This window comes from Sphaerochaeta pleomorpha str. Grapes (assembly GCF_000236685.1).
Taxonomy (GTDB): domain Bacteria; phylum Spirochaetota; class Spirochaetia; order Sphaerochaetales; family Sphaerochaetaceae; genus Sphaerochaeta; species Sphaerochaeta pleomorpha.
Map to the genome: position 1 here is coordinate 2,808,053 of NC_016633.1, position 19,259 is coordinate 2,827,311.

Here is a 19,259-nt window from a genome sequence, read left to right on the forward strand (position 1 = left end):
TATTGGTATAACCGGTAAGTTGTGGTAGATTGAAAGCAACTATTGTTTCAAGGAATATGCTTTGCTGAATGTAATAAAACCCCATTGTTTAAAACCAGGTGATACCATAGCTACTGTCAGTCTTTCCTGGGGAGGCGCTGGCGATGAAGAGCTCCGTTGGCGTTATGACCTGGGGAAACAGAGGTTGACCGAACAATTTGGCCTAAAGGTCATTGAAATGGAACATACCCTCAAAGGAACGAAATACCTTAGCGAGCATCCGGAGAAACGTGCATCGGATTTGATGCAGGCGTTCTCTGATCCTGCGGTGAAAGGTATTTTTTCCTGCATCGGGGGAAATGACAGTATCAGGCTGCTTCCCTTTGTCGATGTTGCTGTCATTGCCAACAATCCAAAGGTTTTTCTTGGCTATTCAGATTCAACCATAACCCATCTTATGTGCCTCAAGGCAGGGCTCTCGAGTTTTTACGGGCCATCTATCTTGGCCGAATTTGCCGAGAATAACGGCATTTTCAGCTACACCGTCAATCATCTGCAGAAAATACTTTTTGAAACGAACCCAGTGGGGCAAATCAAAGCATCTGAAGAATGGACTGGGCACTATCTTGCATGGACAAAGGAAAATGCCAAGGTTTCCAAGAAAATGGAAAAAAATGGCCCGTACCGTTTCCTGCAAGGTAAGGGAACCGTACAAGGGCACCTAATCGGGGGGTGTCTGGATGTCCTGGAAATGGCCAAGGGTACTTCCCTCTGGATTGATGACTCCCTGTTCGACGGCGCGATTTTGTTTTTTGAAACTTCAGAGGAAATGGTAAGACCAGCACTATTTGAATCATGGTTGCGAGACTACGCTATGCAAGGAATTCTCCAAAAGGCGAAGGGCATGGTTTTCGGCAAACCCTACCAAGGTATATTCCAGCAAGAATATGAACAGGCGATACGGAACGTATTGCAGGAATTTTCCCTTTTCTCCCTTCCTGTGGTTTGCAACCTGTCTTTTGGCCATAACGAACCTATGTGCATCCTCCCTTACGGGGCAAAAGCCGAACTTGATTGTGACCACCAAACGTTCAGTATTCTGGAATCGGGAGTAGTCTAGGGCCACTAGAGTTCAGCCCATACCAAAGTCCATACAGGAAGGGCATCGATGGTTATCTCCCATGCCATGCCCCTCAGCCCCTCTGCTTGCCTGCCTAAAAGTTTGTGTGCTCTTCCGTTATCAATTTGCGGGGAGGCCATGAAGAAGTGCATAGATGGTGAATAGGGGGGAATCTGGATAGTAATACCCGCTTCTTTATCCAAAGGTTCTTTTTCCAAGTTCCAAAGCGAATCTTTTTGGCCGATCAGATTTATCAAATTGATGACAATCAACTTCTTGTCCATATGGACGATTGGCCAGAGAGTATCCGGTAACCCCTCAAAGGAAATTCCAATCTCCGATAGGTCAGTATTTTCTTGGGGAGGGATTGAGAATTCAAATTCCCTGTTCTCTCCGAATGCGAAGCTCTCGGTTACATCAACAAGGTCATTGCCAAAGAGCAATTGGCAATATTGGATGGAAAAATCCGTATAGGAGGTAAGCAGGTTTCTTTCTTCTTGTCTGAGAGGAGTATAGTCAACGTAATAGGGTTGGGTAAGGATCCCCCCATTTTCCCCGAAGAGCAACGGGGTTGCGCCCTGTGCATAGGTGCTTGCCATAAGCAGACAGGTGGAAGCAAGGGCCTTTTTCCGGTCCAAGGTCCCGCTTTCTTTAAAGGAACGGGAATAGGCTGCAAGTACTACCGGTTTGCCGAACCCGCGATGATTCTGTATTAGCTGGCGAAGATGCCTGTACTGGGTATGGGGATCCCATACCTCTATATACACGGCTTTTTGGTTTGCCTTTGCCGTCAGGTCTGCTGGCCAGCCCCCTACGTTATTGAATATATTTTCGTTGCCGTGCTTTGCCCATGCATTTATGAGGGAAACGAATTCCCTGTCAAGGTAGACAGGCTTCTGTTCATTGTCAAAGGCAATCTTGGGATATCCGTAGGTATCCATGTGGATTCCGTCAAACCCAAGGGTATCGGTGGCATAGCAGTATTGGTCTAGGATTCTCTTTCTCCACTGATTCCCCTCTGCAATATTCATGATGAAAAACTTGTCGATCAAATCTATTGGTTTTCCCCCGAACGCATACAAACCTTGCTCTGGATGGTCCTGAAGATATTCCTTTGATGCGGCATATACTGCACCATAGGCAAGTGCTTTCATACCATGGTGTTGTAATCCTTCCACTGATTGTTTGACAACAGATAGATCAACACTTTTCCCCATCAAGTCCCGGTATTTTTTCCCTTGGTCAAACTGGATAGGTTCGATTTCATACTGATGGGGTCTGTAGGACCAGTCATAGAACTGAACATGGGTGCAATGTTGTTGCAAGAGAAAGTCGAGAGCAGAATTCCTGGAAACCGAATCCTCGGTCTTGAATCCGGTGAGAAAACCATAGCGTACCTGGTTCGGTTCCACGTCTATTGCGCTCTTTGCCTCTGTGTTGCTGCCATCAGGGAACGTTATTGTGAGATATAGGCCATAGCCAGAACCGGTTTTCAACGGTTTTGTCAGGGTGATTTCCTGTTCAAAGCGTAGGAACCCTGTGGTTTGGGAAAGGGAACGTATAGGTTCCCCCTCCAGGCAATCTATGACCCGACCCAGATTTTCGATTTGCAGCGTGAAGGAAAAAGCTGAAAATGAATCTTCCCCAACCGGCATTTCAATGGCAAGGGGAATCCTGTCAGCCCCTTCTTGTAGGCAAGGAACCAAGGGCCAGAAACGAATCTCAAGAGAATTGTCCATAACGCTATCCTTTGATGGCACCGGTAGTGATGCCTGAGATGAAGTATTTTTGGAAAACCAGGAACATGAGAACGGCAGGAAGCAGGCCCAAAAAAGCTGCTGCAGCCATCAAGGGCCAGTTTGCCCCGTATTGCTGGAAAAAAAGTGAAATCGCAAGGGGAATGTTGCGGTGTGCCTGGTCCTGCAGGAAAAAGACTGCCTGTGCATAGTTATTCCACATGCCTACCCCCTGTAGGATTACAACAGAGGACGTTACCGGTCCGAGCAGGGGCATGGTAATTTTCCAGAAGGCATCGAACCAGGAACATCCGTCGATGATGGCTGATTCTTCAAGTGAAATGGGGATTGACCGAATGAAAGAGGCATAGAGAAAGACAGAGAAGGGGAGTGAATTCGTGGCCATTACGCATATCATTGCCCAATACGTGTTGATTCCTTTCATACGAATCAAAAGGGTATAGAGCGGCACTGTATTGATGATTCCTGGAATCATCATGCAACCTAAGAGAATTGCAAATATCACCTTGTTCAGCAAAGAGGGGAAACGGGCTATGGTATAACCAGCCATTGAAGAAAGAACTATCAGAAGGATTACCCCACCACTGGTCATGATGAAACTGTTAGCCATGGCTTTTCCCATTTTGCCGGCCTTCCAGGCATTTGGGAAATTACCCCAATTGAAATCAGGGATCAACCGGATTGAGGAAAGCCCTCCTTCCGGGCTTTTCAGTGATAGAAGAATAAGCAAGAGGAAAGGAACCAAAGCGACGAGGGCGATTAGGAAGACGACCGGGTATAAAGGGTGCTCTAGGGTGTCTCTGTTTTTTCTTTGTGTATGATTCATTACCTGTCCTCCCTCGCATTGAAAAACCGAAGGGAAAGAAGGACTGGGATGAGTATGATGACAAAGAGAATCAAGGCAACTGCCGTAGAGTATCCTGTCTTGTTTCCATAACACATGCGCATGATATAGATGCTTAACGATTCTGTGTCATAGCCAGGTCCCCCGTCGGTCAAAGATAGTATTGCATCGAAAACGGAAAGTGATCCGATGATATTGGTTATTACATTGATTTTCAGTGCAGGAATGAGCTGAGGCAAGACAATATATCTGAATATATGCTGTCTAGAGGCTCCTTCGAGTTCAGCAGCCTCATAGTGCTCGACAGGGATGGCCTGCAAACCTGCAAGGTAGATGATCATGGTCATGCCTGCGTATTGCCAGACATTGACCAATACGATAACAAGCATTGCGCTTCCGCCTGAAAGCATCCAGTTGGTGTTGGATATATAGCCAACCCGTTGTAGTAGAATTGCCAGAAGACCCCGTTTGGGTTGTAGCAAAAGGTACCAGATTGAACCCATGATCATGGGGCTTATGACTGCCGGAAGGTAGAGCAGGGAACGTACGGCGGCTCTAGCCTTGAATGTCCTATTCATCAGAAGGGCAAGAAGCAGGCCCAAAATGTTGAGCAACGGGGCGCTTCCCAAGGCAAAGAGCACCGTGTTTTGGATGTCTCTCAAGGCCCGGTCATCATGGAAAAAATCCCGGTAATTCTTTACACCGATGAAGGTCGGGGTGGAAAAACCATCCCAAGCGGTAAAACTGGTCCATACCCCCCTGCAAAGGGGGTACAGAAAGAAAACGGAAAAGAGCAGGAGGGCGGGCACCGCCATAAAGCGGTGCCAGGAAGCTGAATTCAAATGCAAGGTTCTCTTTTCTCTAGTGACTGGCAGCATATGCATCATTCCATAGGTTTTGGTATTCCTTTGCGAACTGCACAGGTGAGGCAAAGTCGCCGTGGAGCAATTTCTGTATGAGCCTACCGGTATCGTCTACAGAGAGACCGGAAGGGGCTTCTGTTGAGAAGTTGATATTCACGTAGGTTTTTACCAGCCTGCTTGCATCGTCTTTTATCGGGCTCCAGTTGGCATCGACATCGACAAATGCAGAGGGAATGCCACGGGTTTCACTGAATGATTTCTGGGTTGCAGGGTCAAACAGATAGTTTAGGAAAGCAAATACAGCCTCGGGTGATTTTGTAGTTGCCGATACGGCGTACACGGAATCCTCAGCGCAGAGAACCATCGGTTGCAAACCTTTTACAACAGAGGGGAAGGGACCGAAACCAATATTGCTTTTCATTTCGGGATTCAGTTTGACAATATCCCCAACGACCCACATGCCTTGATTGATGATGACAGCTTCTCCGCTTGCAAAAGCCTCTTTCTGGTTATCATAGGTTGCAGTAATGGCATCATCGTTGATAAGATGTTTATCCTTCAACTCAAGCAGGGCTTTTGCAAAGTTTTCCATGATTCCGTTCGGTGCATCCCATTGCACGGAATTATCCAGGAATGCTTTGCGTGAACCAGGAATCCCGAGCTGTTGTTTCACAACCCCATGGGCCCAGAATTCAATCAGATGCCCTAGTGTCCAGGAATCCTTTCCTCCAAGAAACAAAGGGGTCTTGTCAGGGTAGGCTTTCTTGATGGTCTCCAGGTTTTGTACGAACTCTTCCCAGCTCTGGGCGTCCTTGAGCCCAAGTTCAGCAAAAATATGCTTGTTGTAAAAAAGACCTCCCATGGTGATGTTCGTGGCAACCTTGTACTGCTTGCCTGTTTTGAGGTCAGTGCACAAATCCTTTACGGAAGGAAGTATTCTGTCCCAGAATCTTTGGTCGGAAAGATCCATATACAGACCTTTGTCGATGTAATCCTGGGTAACTACCGTAGAAAGGTCTGGCATCTGGTTCGAGGCAATCTTGACCTTGATGACATTTGAAGCATCCTTTTGGAATTCATATTCCACATTGACCATCGGATTCAATTTCTCAAACTGGGCAACCTGTTGGGTATCCCAGTCGACGGTTTCAACCCTACCTGAGAAATAGCTGATGCTTTTCTTTGTTTCCTTGGTTCCCTGGGCTCCCAAGGGAAGCAAGCAAAGGGCCAATAACGCAACGGTGAGCGACAACCTACTTACATACGATTTCCTTCTCATAACTACCATTCTCCTTTTTCATTGTATTGCATAATCTCGAAATCGAGGATCAAAAACATAGCATGTGACCATAAAAGAGGGCTTGCAATGGTTCCCCATCGCCTTTCCCATACATCAATCATCGAGGGGTCATTGGTAAATGCAGTGACTTGTTCCGGAAATGAACCTTGCTCCGTTCGTTGGGCAACCATCCAGGCAAGCAATTTCCTTGCCTCCCCAACCCGGCCTGATCTGAGGTAATGCCACCCGAGGAATCCTGAGAGGGGAATCCAAAGGCCTCCCCCATAATAGGTGTCTTCTGCATACCGCTGCGTTCCCCCCTGGTGCAGCAACTGCTCTTCGATGAGTCGAATTGTTTTTTTCATCGAAGGGTCGTCCTGATTGAAAACTCCATAGGGGGTAGAAAGCCAGATGAGGCTGGCATCGACTAACGACGTACCAATGAATTTGGGGAAGAATCCCAATGGATTTTTTTGTTCCTCGATAAACAACCGGATTGCTTGAGCCAATATAATGGCGCGTTGCTTGTCTGAAGGTTTGAGATACAAAAAGATGCTTTGCAATCCCCCCGCAAGACAGGCAAGGGTTGAAAGATGCTGTTTGTCGTGAAATTCTTCCCAGCAGTCACTTGATGGCAGTTTCCAGACAGTTTCGATATACTTGATTGCCAAAGAAACTGGCTTTTCCCATGCTTGGGGAAGTTTTGTTTCCTGTTTCTGTTCCAGATATTTGGCGGCAAGCCAAAGTAACGTCCCGTATCCATCCGGCTGAAAGTTTGGCCAGTCGCTCGTATCCTCTTCTCCTGCAAGGGTAAACCGAGCCCCGAGAAACCGATGGTTGTCCAATTTTGGGTTCTGTTCCAGCAATTCGGGGAGGGCAAGGATTTTTTCTTCGTTACGGAGCAGTACTGCCATTGCCCAATTGATGAATCGGTGCGTCGCCTCTTGTTGTCCGTACAGCAAAAGGCTATAGGCAATATAACTACTGTCACGCATCCAGCAATAATTATATTGGCTGAATTGGGGACCCGCTACGAAGGCACCGCTCGGACTCTGGTATGTGAGTAAAAGATCTAGGCTTTCTTGTTGCAACAGACTAAGGTTAGTAGAGACGAGTGTTTTCATGAACCCTCCGAAGAATAATATAGTAAGCGTTTACGGTAAACGTTTACGTAAATAACTAAAAAAATTTCACTCTCGTATATCCTGCACGGAATCACGTTCCTTCACGAAATGGGGCAATATAATTTGCTGGATGCTTTGTTCCTCGGTCAGCAGTCTCATGGCTGTCTCACCCAGTTCTTCGATTCCCTGGTGGATGGTTGTCAACGAAGGGAAGGCAATCTGGGCATCGAGCGTGTCGTCGTACCCGATGACAGAAACCTGCTGGGGAATTCTGATGTTGTTTTTATGTAGCCAGGCAATTGCCCCGAGGGCCATCTCGTCGCTGGTAGCAAAGACTGCTGTCAATTCGGGATGGGTATCGTACAGCTTTTCCATGGCAGTGATTCCGCTGAAGAAATGAAAGTCTCCATAGGCAATGAGACTGTCGTCGATCTCGATCGATGCTTCCTTGAGGGCCTTGAGATATCCGTCAATCCTCGGTTTTCCTGCAATACGGTCAGAAGCGGAACCGGTAATCAGCCCAATATGCGCGTGTCCTTTTGCAATGAGATATCGGGTAGCGCTTTCCGCTGCTGCTGCATCATCAATCTTGACCGAGGAAAATGGAAAGGAATTCCTATGGGTAGCTACCAAGACAACGGGGATTCCCAAGTCCTTGAGGTAGGATCCATACTCATCGGTAAGCCATTCACTGATATAGAGGATTCCGTCAACCCGTTTTTCACTGAGTGTTTTCAGGTAAGCCATGGTCCGTTCCCCGTTATGGTCTGTATTGCAGACAATGACGCTTTTCCCCTGGCTATGGGCGATTCGCTCGATGCCCCGAAGAAGTTCATTGGAGAATCTTCCGGTAACACAGGGTAGCAGAACTCCTATGACATTGGTTTTTTTGTTTACGAGACCCCGTGCTATTGCATTGGGGGTATAGCCCAGTTCTGCGATGGTCTTTTCGACCTTCAGCCGGGTTTTTTCGGAATACCCAGGAAGATTGTTGAGTATCCTAGATACCGTGGCAATCGAGACTCCTGCTTGCTTTGCCACTTCCTGGATATTTACAGACATTCCGTGGGTACTCCTTTTTAGGTTACGTAAACGTTTACGTATATTGTAGCGAAGTTTGGTTGGTTGTCAAGGAAAAGTTTTCGAATAATAAAAATCCTGCCCTGCACGGGAGGCCTAAATACAAATGCTTCCGATTCATGCCGCTGGGGAATTGTTTTGGGCAATCGTGGGGTTGCCTAGATGCAATGTCCCTTGGCTACCGATCGGTTTTGGTCAGCTTTCCTTTCCATTTCAGAAAAAGAAAGATACAGGCCATTGCCACGGCAAGCTGTACAACTTCAAACCAAGTACCTATCGGGCCGGAGGATCTGACCAAGGGCAGGGAAGGCAGTGAGGAATGCTCATAGTTGCAGATCAAGGCGATGAATAGGTTGTTCGCGGCATGGATTCCCATCGATACCTCAAAGCCACCGGTACGCATGCTCAGATACGTTCCTGCAAACCCAAACAACAGGTAATAGGAAAGTACGGCAACCGTGTTGCTGCCGAATGAGAGTTCCTGGTTGGAGAGATGGGGAAGACAAAAAAACAAGGCACTGAGTCCGCTGATGATCAGAATTTGTTTTCGGTTCCGTGAAAAGGTCCCCCTGGAGAAAACCCTTACCGGAAGGCAACGGAGCAAAAACTCCTCACTTGTGGTTTGCAAAGGGGTTATGAACAAAACAAAAGGAAGCAAAAGGAGCTTCTGGGGAAAATCCTGCACAATGAAGCGGTAATCCCCGGGTTTTGCCATGATACTGGCAAGCAGGAATATAATGCATACTGAGGTATAGAGAGCAGCACAGAGAAGTGCAAGGGGAAAGTCGAACCGTTGTTTGTCTGTGGCGATGGTTTTCAATTTGGTTTTCATCAAGAGACGGGCCGAGACAACCAAACCCAGGGCCATTGCAAAGAAAGGGGCATTGGCACCAAGATATTCTTTAAGCGGCTGAAAGAGGCGAAGGTTGGAGATGAAACGAACGAATACTGGTCCAAGGTTGAGCCAGAAAATAACCACGAGCACAAAGGAAAGACTTCCTTCGATTGCAGAAAAGGCGTAGCTACTACCAATAGGCCCTTCGTTTTTAGAAAAATTCCCCAGATTTTTGCCTAGCATGCCTAATGGTACACACAATCGTGATATACTGCAATCAATGGAACAAATCAAACGTACATATGTAAGTAAAGCGTTCGATGAAGGCTATACCTGTGTCTTCCCCAATGAAGTGGTTGCCCGCTCCTACTTGGTCGATTATGCCCTTCATTCACCGAAAAAAGCCATATTGCATGAACGGGCCCTCTCTTTTGACACGTTCAGGGCAATGTTTCTCCCCCACCATAAAAAGGAAGAGCCTTCAAATTCTATAATCAGGGAATTGTTTGTTTCCCGCCTGCTAAAGGATACTAGGTACCTCTCGTATTTCATCAGCCAGGAGTATCCTGAGGCAAACAGCAGGTTTTCCCGTTATGTAGCGTCCTTGTTGCCGATGCTTAGTGACGCAATTGAAGAAGAGTCTCTTTCCTTGATGCCCTATGCGATGCAACAGGATGTGAAGGGGCTCTATCACGATTATGTTCAATTCCTCAGGACCCATGATTTTTTTGAACCAAACTTTGAGAAACCTTCGCTCTTAAACGCTCCCTCTTTGCAAGGGGAGACAAAATATTGCATCTTGTTCGCGGATACCATTTCAGATGCACCCTCGCTTTGGAGAAACCTCGGTTCCCCTTCATGGATTACCTTGTCAAAAACCCCCGTCTTGGAGTCTGGAAGTGTAAAACTCGAGGTGTTCGGCAATTTCATGCAGGAGTTGCATACCACTCTTCGCAGGATGAAAAAACTACTTGAAGAGGGCGTTCCTGCACGGGATATCGTCATAGGATGTGCCAGTCCTTCTACAATGATTCCCGCTTTGGAACAGGAAGCCTGGCTCTATGATGTTCCTTTGGCAGTCAGCCAAGGAAAATCCCCGCTGCTCTATCCCAGTGGAAGGTTTCTTTCCTGCCTGAAAGCCGTATATGACGAAACATTCAGCCTTGAGAGTATGAAGTCGCTGCTCCTTGATACTGGTTTCCCCTGGAAAACCCAGGAAAAACAGCGTCGCCTTATTGCCTCGGCTGTCAAATATGCCGTAGTCCAGGGAGCATTGCAGGGGCCTGACCAGTGGCAGGAGCAAATAAAGGATACTGGTTTGGTCTCCTGGTACAAGGAATTCAAGAACAGTGTGCGGGATATCTGCACCTCTTCTGATATTGCTGGATTGCGAAGGAAACTCAATCATTTTCAAGACACCTATTTCATGGAGACCCAATGGAAGGGGACAGAGGGAGAAGACGTCTATTCGTTCTGCCTTGATGCAATGGAAAGTATCAAAAGCGCAATGAAAAGTTGTGAGATTATATCCTATCCGGGGGTTTTCTCGTTTTTACTTGATTATTTGGATAGTAAACTCTATGTTCCCCAGCAACAGAATGAGGGGATCAAGGTGTATGCCTGGCCAATGACTGCTACCTTGGGTGCTCCCTACCATTTTGTACTTTCTTTGGACCATGACAGCAGCCAATGCATTGATAAGCCCCTTGCACTCCTTCCCCAGACCGTGGAGGGAGACAGCCGCAGGGAAATAGATACCACCGAAGCTAATCTCCGCTCTGCCATGCTCGGCGGTAGCAGGGTTTTCCTATCCTGCCATACAAGCCGGTATGAAGGGGAGATGTTGCCCCCTTCTTTCTTTGTGGAGCAAGATTTGCTGTGCACGGGAAGGGAAGGCCTTGATGAGATTTCCGATCCGTTCGAGGGGGAAAACCTCCTGTGGGCTGGGCTGAGAAAAACTGCTAAGGCAACCGGGAGGCAGCAACACTGGTTTGACAGTGCACTCAAGACCGTACTAAGGCCAAGGGTGGATGATTTTACCCGAAAACCGATTCCTCTTTCTTTTATCCCTTCCCTTAAAAAAGAGGTCGACGGGGTAACCGTATTACCGGTTTCTTCCACAAGTTTGGATCTCTTTCTCAAATGTCCCTATGCCTGGGCTTGTAAATATCTGTACAAGGCAATCCAGATGGATTTTCAAGTCCCTTCTATTGACCACAGGATTATAGGCTCCTTTTTACATAGCATCTATGAGGTCTTCTTTTCAAAGATCAAATATTTCGATCCTCTGAAGAAGGATGCATACCATCAGTTGCTTCTGGAGATATTCGACGCTCAGATGGAAGCCTATTTTGGCAAACATGGTCCGAATCCTCCGACGAGATCTTGGCTGGAGAGCGAATATAGGGCAACCTGTACGTTGATAATCGATGAAGAAGAAGCTTTGTTTTCTGATTGCCTTTCTTTGCATTTTGAGAAAAGCCTCAGTTATACGAGTGATACTTATTTTTTGTATGGCCGTATCGACAGGATAGTCCATCTGGATTTTCCCCATGGAAAACGGTATGCCGTTATCGATTATAAGAAAGGCGATGCTCCCTATACGAAGATAGGCGACCCGCTTCCCTCCTATCAGCTTCCTGTCTACCGGATGCTGGTTGGAAAGGAACTGGGAGGAGACGTGGTAAACGCATCTTATTACAGTGTGAAGAAAGGAAAATATTCCGTCATCTGGGATGAAAAAGACACTACGATTATGCAATTCTGTGATGAGGAACTGGAAAAACGATTGTTTGAAATTGTGCACCTGATAAATGAAGGTCATCTCGAGGCCACACCTTCGAAGGAACACTGCAAAGAATGCATCTATCGGCAGGTATGCCGCAGGAGGTATGCAACCCGATGATTACCTTTGAAGAAGTGCTGGCAAAGACCAAGAGAAAACTGGACGAGAACCAATTGCAGGCTGTCAACTGCGATACCAATTGTGTGGTATCTGCTGGTGCCGGTTCGGGTAAAACCACGGTGTTGTCATACCGTTTCCTTCGTCTGGTGCTCGAAAAAAAAGCTGATTGTGACCAAATCCTAACCTTGACCTTTACCCGCAAGGCAGCAAAGGAAATGCATGAACGTATCCATGCCCAGTTGCTCCAATTCAAGTCCGACCCCTATGTTGCAACCCAGTTATCCAAGTTCCCTGATGCCGAGATAGCAACTCTGGACAGTTTCTGCTCGAAAATCGTGAGGTGTGACTGTACCCGCTATGGTATAGCCTCTGATTTCTCTATCGATGACGAAGCCAATAAAAAGAATGCGCAACTTTGTGCCCAAGCCCTCATGGAAGAGAATACCTTCGGTGAAGGGGCAAGAATCCTGGCGCAGATTTATAATCCAGAACAGTTGATCGATGAGGTTTTGGTGCCACTTGCCACGCAGCACTATTACCTTCCGAAGATTCTTGACCCAGGTATTGTCCAGCCGATTCTCGATGCCGTAAAAACAAAGTACAAAGAGATCCTGGATTCCTTTTATCAGCTTTTACTGAGTTATGAGGGATTCACCGCCTCATCAAAAGCTGTTCAAAGTGCCCGAGAAGCAGCTTCAATCCTACTTCCTGCCTTCGATGCTAGTGATGACTATGGGGTAATGCTTTCCTTGCTTGGCAGTAGTAACTATTTTTGGACAAAGCCAGGCAAAGGAAGCGGGGATGATATTGACCTGCTTCGGGAAACCTCTGATTCCTATAAAGCGATGAGGAAACAGCTTTGCCTTGCCCTTAGCATCCTGACCCATGGGCAATCGCTTGCCTCTGTCCTTGCGTTTCTCTGTGAATATCAGAAAGCGTACCAGCGAGAAAAGAGAAAAACCGGAATATTGACTTTCAGTGATGTCTCTTCCCTGGCTGTAGATATCCTCAAGGTTAATCCTTCCCTGCGCTCTTATTTTAAGAATAAATTCCGCTATATCATGATTGATGAGTTCCAGGACAACAATCAGCTACAGAAGGACTTGCTCTATCTTCTTTCCGAGAAGGAAGAACTGTGCAATGGGGGTATACCCTCCTACCAAGACCTACAAAAAGACAAGCTCTTTTTCGTCGGCGACGAAAAACAGTCCATCTATCGATTCAGGGGTTCCGATGTCAGTGTATTCAAGCAGTTGAGCAGTGAATTGAAACAGAATGGGGGCGTTGCCCTTTCCCTTTCAACCAATTACCGCAGCGAACCTGAACTCATCGCTTTGTTCAATTCATTGTTCCCGGTCGTTATGGAGAACCATGGGGAAAGCTATGAGGCAGACTTCGCTGAATTGGGAAGCCGAGCAAAGAAAGACGCTATCGAAGCTTCCTGTACCCTTTGTATCAAGCCGTTTGATTCGGCAGACCAGGATGAAGGGGAAGATGAGCTTGCTGTCGGGGTTGATTCGGAGGCCAGTGCAGTAGCTCTCCTGATGGAAAAAATGTTGCATACGGACGAGTACCTTATCCCCTCGGAAACCGGACCTAGAAGACCGGAGCCAAAGGACATTGCTTTATTGATGCGTTCCACTTCGAGCCAGTTGAGTTTTGAAAAAGCCTTGCGCAGGTATGGCATTCCCTATACCCTGCAGACCGCCCGTTCACTGATGCTTGAAGCCCCTTCCAATGATTTATATAACCTTTTGCAACTGACCATCTATCCAGAGGACCGCCTTGCCTATCTGGGTACCCTTCGGTCGCCTTTTTGCAATATCTCTGATGCCGGGATTGTCTCGATCCTGGAAAGCTACGAGGAAAATCCCCTACCCTTCGGAACGAATCCGGTCTTATCGGATGATGATGCCTCCCGTTTCGAACACGCAAGCCATTTCTTTTCACAACTGAAAGACTATGTAAAAACCAAGACCCTAAGTGAGTTGGTCATGCATCTGTGGTACGAGAGCGGATATCGGCTTTCTTTGGTAACCCATGCAGAGACTCAGGTATACCTTGAGCACTACTCGTTTCTACACCGCCTTGCGCAGATCAAGGAAAAACAAGGGTTTGGGCTTTCTCAGTTTCTTGACTTTATCCGGGAAAACCTTGGGCAGAATGAGCGGCTGGATGATCTGGACGTTATAAAGGAACAGTCCGACGGGGTGCAGATCATGTCTATCCATAAGTCCAAGGGGCTTGAGTTTCCTATCGTATTCGTTGCAAGCGCAGGGACCAAGCTGATGAACAAGGGCTCAAGTCTCTTTGCCATACAGGATACGGTAATTCCCTATTTTATGAAAAATTCGTTTCATGAGACAGAGAAGAAAATCTGTGTTACCCGTGGCTTGAAGGATTTTTTCGATTCGGGAGAAGAGAAACTGAGGGAAAAAGCAGAGCTGAAACGGCTTCTATACGTTGCTTTTACCCGGGCGGAAACCCATTTGGTAGTAAGCGGGTGCTTTAACCGGATGAACCGAAATAAAAATGGTGATGACTCGGCTGATAACCTTTTATTGCTAGCCTGCAATGGCTTGGGCCTCGATATTGATAGCCTTGCAGGAAAGAATACCTTCGTGCAGGTCAAACGTATCGAGGATGTTTCGGAAAAATCCTTGTATGCCAGGAAAAGTGAAAGCCCTGCATCGGAAGACGAAGGGTTCGAACAGAAGAGCGACTGGTACCGACAACCCCTTGAAGAAGTAGATCTTTTACCCTCGCGTTATGGGGTTACCACGATTTTTGGCGTATCTGAGGAAGCTGGCAATGAGGCTTTGAGACTTCCCCTTCTCGATTGCGATGCTCTTTTTTTGAAAATTGTAGAACAGGAAAAGAAAAAAAATCCCATGCAAAAGGATCCCTATTCCCCAGCCGCAGATTTCGGGACTTTGGTCCATGCACTCTGTGAATCACGACTGCTTGGAGAGAACCTTCCTGATGAAAGGCAATTGATCCCTATTCCCTTGGCCCGCAGGCTCGATGAAAGGGAAAAGAAACAGGTGCTTGCAGATGCATCTTCCTTATGTGATAATTTTTTTGCCTGTGACCTATACAGACGCTTTGTACAGGATACATCGTTCAAGTGTGAAGTCAAATTCTTTTCGGTAGTGGAATATCAAGGTAGGGAAGTGGTCGCAGAAGGGGCGATCGACCTATTGGTGGAAACACCAAATGAAATGTTGGTCATCGATTTCAAGACTGATCTCTACAAGAAAGCAGAAGTACATGCGCGCCAAGTACTGACGTATCTGCAGGCTGTAGAGCGTCTGTATGGGAAACCGGCACGAGGATGCGTTACTTTTCTGAGGCAATGTGGCAATGAAGTCTGGTGGAAAACGAATATCGATGAAAAATAAGATTCTTTGAACGGATAAGAGAAAACCTGCCAAGGAGTCTTCAAATAAAAAGGCAAGTAAGCCCTGCATTTGAAATGGTTCCCTTGCCTGTGAAAGACAGGGTGGGGATTTTCTGGCAGACTGTCATACCCATGGCCAGCAAAGACAAGATTTCCCTTTCTGCAATGGTACTCTCCAAAAAAATAGAATGGCAGTCACACTGAGAGGCTGCAAGGGTTTTGTCCCATACTATGGAATATATGTAGGTAGTAGTTGGGCAACTATGCTAGTATATACCCAAGGTAAATTGGGTTTAATGAAAATGATTGGGGTGATTGGGGTTTTTTGATGGATACTGCGTTGTGAAAGAGTTGTCAGAAACACTGGTCAGCGGAAAAACTGACGTATAAAGCCGATTTTTTGGGTTTTTTTCGGACAACCATTCCAAGCGGACAATAGATTAGCAATATGCCTCCAAATCGATCAGGCCATAGACCATGAGAGGTTCAATTTGATGAAAGCCAAAAAGTTGGATTATCTTGATTTTGAGAAAGTAAATATCTTGCTTGAAGGATTCAACCAAGCGACAGGTTTTGTAACTGCAATCCTAGATCTCGAGGGCAATATTCTGTCAAATTCAGGGTGGAGAGAGATTTGCACGTTCTATCACCGCGAACATCCAGAAACGGCAAAGAAATGTACTATCAGCGACACCTTGCTGGCAAATAGATTGGGTGAGGGAAGTGATTACCATTTCTATAAATGCATGAATGGGTTGGTTGATGTGGCTGTTCCCATAGTCATAAAAGGTGATCATGTTGCCAATCTCTTCTCCGGTCAATTCTTTTTTGAAAAACCAGACAGTTCCTTTTTTGAGAAACAAGCCGATACCTATGGATTCGAAAAAAGCGCTTATCTTGAATCCCTTGCAAAAGTACCGGTTGTTTCCCAGGAAAAAGTAAAAATCGTAATGGATTTCTTGTTGAACATGACGCAGATGATTAGTGAAATGGCCTTGCAGAGACTTGAGCAAATGGAATTGAATGAAGTTAGAATCAAGAGCGAGAGTGCACTCCGTGAGAGTGAGGAAAAATATCGCGTCTTTTTCAACACCTTCCCCCTTGGCATTACCATACTGGACCACTCTGGTAAGCTAGTAGAATATAATGCCAGGGCAGCCGAATTATTAAGTATTTCCACTATACATAATGAAGTACCCACTTTGGATGAGAGCAATTGGCATGCCATCCGGCCCGATGGAACGACAATGACGAGTGAAGAATTTCCCAGGGCGCTGGCTTGTAAAGAAAATCGTATTGTCGGAAATATCGAGATGGGACTAATAAAACCAAATGATGATATTACCTGGCTTAATGTGACAGCTGCCCCGCTTTACCTTGAAAACTACAGCATGGTAGTTTCCTATAACGATATCACGTTGCGACGTAAGGCCGAGTTTGACTACCAGACATTATTCAGGGAGATGCTGGATGGCTATGTTCTCTATGAAATTTGCTTTGATGCATCACAAAAACCTGTGGATTACCGGTTTTTGGATGTGAATCCAGCTTTCGAGCTTTTGAGTGGGCTGAAAGCACTGCAAGTGCTTGGAACCTCCGCGAAGGAAATACTTCCTGGAAGTAAGCGAAACCTTATTGAAGAATATAACAAGGTGGTTATCTCAAGTATCCCTGCAACGTTTGAAGATTACTCGGATTTCTTGAAGAAATACTTTGAGATCAAGGTCTTTTTGTCCTCACCCAACCAATTATCCTGCATATTCGTTGATATTACTGAACGCAAACAGGTTGAAATGCATATGGAATATCAACATAATCATGATTTTCTCACGAAATTGTATACGAGGGGCTTTTGGGAGAAAGAATATAAGCGGTTGGAAGACAAGCGATTTCTGCCAATCTCGATCATTCTCGCAGATACCAATGGTTTAAAATTTATCAATGATTCTTTTGGTCATGCAATGGGAGATGAGGTACTGAGAAAAACCGCAGAGTTGCTGAGAGCATCTTGTAGGCCTGATGATGTCGTTGCCAGGTATGGAGGAGATGAATTTATCATACTTCTTCCCAATACCGACCATGTCGAAGCTGAATTACGCATAAAAGAAATCGAAGCAAAGGCGAAATCGATAATGATATCGTCAATCCAATTAACCTTGGCTTTCGGATACCAAACACGATACACCGTTGAAGAGGACTTCATGTCCTTGTTTAGGATTGCTGAGGATATGATGTATCGTAACAAACTCTATGAAAGTGCAAGTGATAAGTATAAGAAGATTGGATTGGTGATCAATTCGTTGTTTGCTAAAAGTGTCAGGGAGTCCAAACATTCAAAACGCGTGAGTGAGCTATGCGAATTTATTGCCGAGAAATTGAAGATGTCCTCAAAAGAAATCAACCGCATGCGAATCGCTGGCCTCATGCATGATATCGGGAAAATTGGGATTTCTGAAAACATTTTGAACAATCCGGGCAAACTCAACCCAAAGGAATGGGAAGAGATGAAAAGGCACCCGGAGACTGGCTATCGTATCCTCTCTGCCTCGAATGATTTTAGCGATATTGCGACTGCAATACTCGAACACCATGAGCGATGGGATGGAAAGGGATATCCAAGAGGCCTGTCTGGGGAGGCGATTTCTATTCAAGCCAGGGTGATTACCATTGCTGATGCCTATGATGCCATGACCAGTGAAAGGGCATATAGGAAACCGATGGATATAGAGGATGCCATCAAGGAAATCAGCAGATGTTCGGGTACCCAATTTGACCCGATGGTAGCAACCGTCTTTCTGGAGTATTACCATGAGTTCGCCAGCAGGGAATGATAGCCAAGCTTTTTCTTTTTTAAGTACCTATGGATTCAAGATATAAAAGGATTGCTAGTCTAAGACGGTTTGGGATAAATGGTAGGGATTGCATGCGAGGATTCTGCGCGCTTTTCTTTCCTTCCTCTCGTATAAGTCTGGTAGTAATCGGGATAAGGAGCAAGTATGCGAGTTGACTATGAGGTACTGGAAACGGAATTTGAACGGATTTTGGAAAAACATGCCATGGAAAGAGAGGATTCCAAACTCTGTGCAACACTCTTTGCACAAGCCAGTCTCGATGGGGTCTCTAGCCATGGGCTCAACCGTTTTCCGGTGTTTATCGATTATATAGAGAAAGGGCTTGTCGATGTCCATGCAAAGGCAACGTTGTTAGGGCGGTTTGGCTGTCTTGAGCGTTGGGATGGAAATGCCGGGCCCGGGAATCTGAATGCCTATGCTTCCATGACAAGGGCGATTGCCTTGGCCAAGGAAAACACCATCGGATGTGTTGCCCTTGCAAACACAAACCATTGGATGCGGGCTGGTTCCTATGGATTGCTTGCAGCCCAACAGGATTGTATTGGGATTTTGTGGACCAATACGATTCCAAACATGCCCCCTTGGGGAGGATTGGAGGCAAAACTGGGTAATAATCCTGTGGTCTTTGCAATTCCCCATGCCGATAGTCCCATCCTTGTAGATATTGCCATGTCCCTGTTTTCCTATGGGAAAATGGAGAACTATGCAAGGGAGAAGAAGGACCTTCCCTTTGACGGTGGGTTCGATACGAAGGGAGGTATTTCCAAAGATCCTGCAGAGATCCTGCAGACCCAGAGGACCCTTCCTATCGGGTTCTGGAAAGGTTCCGGTCTCTCCCTTGCCCTTGATCTGATTGCTGCTTCGCTTTCCGGTGGCTTGACTACCTATGAAGTGGGGAAAGCCCCTGCAGAGGCCAGTGTGTCTCAGCTATTTGTGGCAATCAGTCTGGCCAACCTTCCTGACCGGGAAGCAATCGAGGCGAAGATAACCGCGACCTTGGATGATTTGCATGCTACCAGGCCTATTGATGCACAGCATCCTGTTCACTTTCCGGGCGAAGGTATGAAAAAGATACGAGAAGAGAACCTGGAGAAAGGGATTCCTGTCGATGAGGTAATCTGGAAGCGGGTTTGTGCAATGTAGGGATAGTATAAGAAAACAGCATAGGGAAGTAGCTAGCAAAAAGGAGTTGCCAAAACAGGCAACTCCTTTCTTAAATCA

13 protein-coding genes are annotated in these 19,259 nt (G+C 46.3%); 6 read left to right on the forward strand and 7 right to left on the reverse strand.

Annotated elements, in window-relative coordinates:
- The first annotated feature begins 61 nt into the window (after positions 1-61).
- Complete coding sequence (locus SPIGRAPES_RS12785; protein ID WP_014271166.1) at positions 62-1,099, forward strand: S66 family peptidase; 1,038 nt, start codon at positions 62-64, stop codon at positions 1,097-1,099.
- Between the two features lie 5 nt (positions 1,100-1,104).
- Here SPIGRAPES_RS12785 and SPIGRAPES_RS12790 read toward each other — a convergent pair whose 3' ends face one another.
- The 7 genes from SPIGRAPES_RS12790 to SPIGRAPES_RS12820 all read right to left on the reverse strand — a co-directional run bounded on the left by SPIGRAPES_RS12790 (position 1,105) and on the right by SPIGRAPES_RS12820 (position 9,124).
- A complete protein-coding gene (locus tag SPIGRAPES_RS12790) occupies positions 1,105-2,838 on the reverse strand; it encodes a glycoside hydrolase family 66 protein (protein WP_014271167.1) in 1,734 nt (577 codons plus the stop codon).
- 4 nt (positions 2,839-2,842) lie between these two features.
- A complete protein-coding gene (locus SPIGRAPES_RS12795; protein WP_014271168.1) occupies positions 2,843-3,682 on the reverse strand; it encodes a carbohydrate ABC transporter permease in 840 nt (279 codons plus the stop codon).
- Complete coding sequence (locus SPIGRAPES_RS12800) at positions 3,682-4,515, reverse strand: carbohydrate ABC transporter permease (RefSeq protein ID WP_215904749.1); 834 nt, start codon at positions 4,513-4,515, stop codon at positions 3,682-3,684. Before SPIGRAPES_RS12800 ends, SPIGRAPES_RS12795 begins: the two co-directional genes overlap by 1 nt.
- A gap of 46 nt (positions 4,516-4,561) precedes the next feature.
- Positions 4,562-5,842 (reverse strand): ABC transporter substrate-binding protein, encoded by a 1,281-nt coding sequence (locus SPIGRAPES_RS12805; protein ID WP_014271170.1) that lies wholly within the window; start codon positions 5,840-5,842, stop codon positions 4,562-4,564.
- A gap of 2 nt (positions 5,843-5,844) precedes the next feature.
- Positions 5,845-6,966, reverse strand: coding sequence for a glycoside hydrolase family 15 protein (locus SPIGRAPES_RS12810; RefSeq protein WP_014271171.1), 1,122 nt, complete (start codon positions 6,964-6,966; stop codon positions 5,845-5,847).
- Positions 6,967-7,032: 66 nt separating this feature from the next.
- Positions 7,033-8,028 (reverse strand): LacI family DNA-binding transcriptional regulator, encoded by a 996-nt coding sequence (locus tag SPIGRAPES_RS12815; protein ID WP_014271172.1) that lies wholly within the window; start codon positions 8,026-8,028, stop codon positions 7,033-7,035.
- Between the two features lie 196 nt (positions 8,029-8,224).
- The gene (locus tag SPIGRAPES_RS12820) at positions 8,225-9,124 is read right to left on the reverse strand and encodes a CPBP family intramembrane glutamic endopeptidase (RefSeq protein WP_014271173.1); all 900 of its coding nucleotides are present in this window, start codon (positions 9,122-9,124) and stop codon (positions 8,225-8,227) included.
- 37 nt (positions 9,125-9,161) lie between these two features.
- Here SPIGRAPES_RS12820 and SPIGRAPES_RS12825 point away from each other — a divergent pair, with 37 nt between their 5' ends.
- The 5 genes from SPIGRAPES_RS12825 to yiaK all read left to right on the forward strand — a co-directional run bounded on the left by SPIGRAPES_RS12825 (position 9,162) and on the right by yiaK (position 19,181).
- Entirely contained in the window at positions 9,162-11,786 is a 2,625-nt protein-coding gene (locus SPIGRAPES_RS12825; protein WP_014271174.1) for a PD-(D/E)XK nuclease family protein, read from the forward strand.
- Complete coding sequence (locus SPIGRAPES_RS12830) at positions 11,783-15,187, forward strand: UvrD-helicase domain-containing protein (RefSeq protein ID WP_014271175.1); 3,405 nt, start codon at positions 11,783-11,785, stop codon at positions 15,185-15,187. The genes SPIGRAPES_RS12825 and SPIGRAPES_RS12830 overlap by 4 nt, the downstream gene beginning before the upstream one ends.
- A 74-nt stretch (positions 15,188-15,261) precedes the next feature.
- A complete protein-coding gene (locus tag SPIGRAPES_RS17485; RefSeq protein WP_281047886.1) occupies positions 15,262-15,390 on the forward strand; it encodes a hypothetical protein in 129 nt (42 codons plus the stop codon).
- Between the two features lie 290 nt (positions 15,391-15,680).
- Entirely contained in the window at positions 15,681-18,017 is a 2,337-nt protein-coding gene (locus SPIGRAPES_RS16660; RefSeq protein ID WP_014271176.1) for a PocR ligand-binding domain-containing protein, read from the forward strand.
- A 165-nt stretch (positions 18,018-18,182) separates the two neighbouring features.
- Positions 18,183-19,181, forward strand: a complete 999-nt coding sequence (gene yiaK / locus SPIGRAPES_RS12840) for a 3-dehydro-L-gulonate 2-dehydrogenase (protein WP_014271177.1) — start codon at positions 18,183-18,185, stop codon at positions 19,179-19,181.
- Positions 19,182-19,259 lie beyond the last annotated feature (78 nt).

Excerpts from the sequence above, each read along its gene's own strand:
- SPIGRAPES_RS12795 (WP_014271168.1), bottom strand. The coding sequence starts at position 3,682 with ATGAATCATACACAAAGAAAAAACAGAGACACCCTAGAGCACCCTTTA.
- SPIGRAPES_RS12810 (WP_014271171.1), bottom strand. The coding sequence starts at position 6,966 with ATGAAAACACTCGTCTCTACTAACCTTAGTCTGTTGCAACAAGAAAGC.
- SPIGRAPES_RS12790 (WP_014271167.1), bottom strand. The coding sequence starts at position 2,838 with ATGGACAATTCTCTTGAGATTCGTTTCTGGCCCTTGGTTCCTTGCCTA.
- SPIGRAPES_RS12800 (WP_215904749.1), bottom strand. The coding sequence starts at position 4,515 with ATGGCGGTGCCCGCCCTCCTGCTCTTTTCCGTTTTCTTTCTGTACCCC.
- SPIGRAPES_RS17485 (WP_281047886.1), top strand. The coding sequence starts at position 15,262 with ATGGTTCCCTTGCCTGTGAAAGACAGGGTGGGGATTTTCTGGCAGACT.
- SPIGRAPES_RS12815 (WP_014271172.1), bottom strand. The coding sequence starts at position 8,028 with ATGTCTGTAAATATCCAGGAAGTGGCAAAGCAAGCAGGAGTCTCGATT.
- SPIGRAPES_RS12805 (WP_014271170.1), bottom strand. The coding sequence starts at position 5,842 with ATGAGAAGGAAATCGTATGTAAGTAGGTTGTCGCTCACCGTTGCGTTA.
- SPIGRAPES_RS12820 (WP_014271173.1), bottom strand. The coding sequence starts at position 9,124 with ATGCTAGGCAAAAATCTGGGGAATTTTTCTAAAAACGAAGGGCCTATT.
- yiaK (WP_014271177.1), top strand. The coding sequence starts at position 18,183 with ATGCGAGTTGACTATGAGGTACTGGAAACGGAATTTGAACGGATTTTG.
- SPIGRAPES_RS12825 (WP_014271174.1), top strand. The coding sequence starts at position 9,162 with ATGGAACAAATCAAACGTACATATGTAAGTAAAGCGTTCGATGAAGGC.
- SPIGRAPES_RS12830 (WP_014271175.1), top strand. The coding sequence starts at position 11,783 with ATGATTACCTTTGAAGAAGTGCTGGCAAAGACCAAGAGAAAACTGGAC.
- SPIGRAPES_RS16660 (WP_014271176.1), top strand. The coding sequence starts at position 15,681 with ATGAAAGCCAAAAAGTTGGATTATCTTGATTTTGAGAAAGTAAATATC.